The sequence below is a fragment of the Streptomyces sp. NPDC055140 genome (assembly GCF_053607285.1).
In genome coordinates, this window is sequence record NZ_JBSGTG010000090.1 from 1 (window position 1) to 2,003 (window position 2,003).

General features: G+C 68.8%; 1 protein-coding gene. It reads left to right on the forward strand.

Going from position 1 to position 2,003, the window contains the following annotated elements; all coding sequences use genetic code 11:
* Positions 1–2,003 (forward strand): hypothetical protein (locus tag ACWFR4_RS47175; protein WP_453657948.1); only part of this gene is annotated, 2,003 nt, incomplete at both ends.

Here is a 2,003-nt window from a genome sequence, read left to right on the forward strand (position 1 = left end):
GTCCCTGGGGCGAGAAGATCAAGACCCGTGAGCGGGCCAACCGGATCGCGGACGCTCTGGAGAGCATCCGCGACGAACAGGGCCACCCCTTCCCCTGGGACATGCCCAATCCCACCCGCCGGGCTCTGCCCTTGAAGGCCCTCCAGTGGAGGGACCAGCACGGCCACGACATCAGGCAGGCCATCCTGCATGCCCTGGTCACCCAGGGCCTGGACGAGCGCGACCGGCGCTACGCCAAGGAGTACCACGAGAGCACCGGCCGCCACCTGGCTGCCCCTGCTCCCCAGGCCACGCTGCGGCCCGCCCCTCAGCTGACCGACCCCTCCATGCCGCACCCGGACGCCTTCGTGATCACCAACGTCAAAAAGGTCCTCGGCGAGGTGGCCGCAGCGGACGGCACCTTCTGGTGGAAGGGCGAAGTCAACAACCCCCAGGCAACCCAACTGCTCACGAAACTCGAACCTCTTGCGGTTCCGGTCCTGGTGCGGATCGAGGAATCCCCCGATGAGAAGGGCGCGCTTCGCGGCTGGGTCCGGGTCCTGGAGGCGGCTACCGGCGAGCCGCTGCTGAACGCGACCACCGGCAAACCCCTGAGCGTCCGCTCCACCAGCCACATCCTGGTCGCCACACCCCTCACGCCGGCGACACCAGCGGGGGAGACCGCCCCGCTGCAGCGGCGCTTCGCCTCCCTCGGCCAGGTCCGCTACCACCTGATGGCCGCGAAAATCCCCGGACTGACCCCGGAACGCCGCACCGACGTACGCAAGCTCGCCGAAGACCGCGAGCTGGTGGACCTCACCGACGACGGCCAGTTCGTCATCCGCCAGACTGACGAGACCTTCGAAGTGCTCCCCGCCGGCAGCGGCCTGCCCTTCGACGGACTCCTGCCCGACCTCTACCTCACCCCCGACGCCGCCCAAGACCTCGCCGTCCCCCCTCAGCCGCTGGAGGGCCTGCCGTCCCTGGAGGCAGCACGCGAGTTCGCCGGCCGACTCACCGAGCTGCGCACCACCGGCGGGGAGCCGATCGACTGGAGCGACCCGCAGCTCGGCACCCGCCTGAGCAGCGCGGAACTCGTGAACCTCAACCACACGGTCCTGGAGGAGCGCGCCCATTTTGACCGGGCTAGCGAGAACGCCAACTCCTCCAGCGACGCCATGTGGCGGCTCTTCGAGGACCAGCCCGAGCGCCCCGACCAGAGCACCGACACCATGCGCTGGGCGGACACTCTCACCCCCGGCGACTGGGTCTGGCTGCGGATCAACGACGAGGACAGGGCCTGGGAGGTCATCCACCGCGCCGACACCGAGTTCGGCACCGTCGCGATCACCCTGGACGACGACAGCACCTGGCACCTGCCCCGCAACCTGTCCGTTCAGCACCCGGGCGACGACATCGTCTTTGACGACGCCGGTGAGCCCATCGGCCTGCGACTGGACGCCGAGTACGTCCTCAACGACGACGTCATCGAATTCGACCTCGCTCCCGACGGCACGCCCCTTGCCCCGACCGGCGCCGCCGGAACAGCCGCGGCCGACACCATCCGGATCCGCGGCCGCGCCATGGTGACCCACCAGCACCCGCACGGCGGCGGTGAGCGTACGTACCTGATGGATGCCACGATCGTGAACAGTGCGGGCATTCAACCGGCCTCGGTCGAATTGGTTGCCACCGCCTTTGCGCTGCCCGAGCACGTCTACCGGCTCTCCCTGCGGGCGCCTCTCGCACACCAAGAAGCGCAACCACAGCCTTCGTCCTTGGCCCGACCGGGCATCGCGTCGAGGGAGGAGGCGGATGCCGAGTTCGTGGAGGATCTGGGCATCCGGTTCCCGATCCACTTTGCCAACGAGCTTCAACTCTCCGCGGAGCTCGAAGCAGAGATCGAAAGAGAGTTCAAAGCGGAACTGGAGGCAGACGCTGCCGCCCCAGATGTGGACGTTGCAGCAGAGCTCGCAGCGACGCTCGGGCTGGCAGCCGAGCTCGAAGCCGCCGGCGAGCGGGAC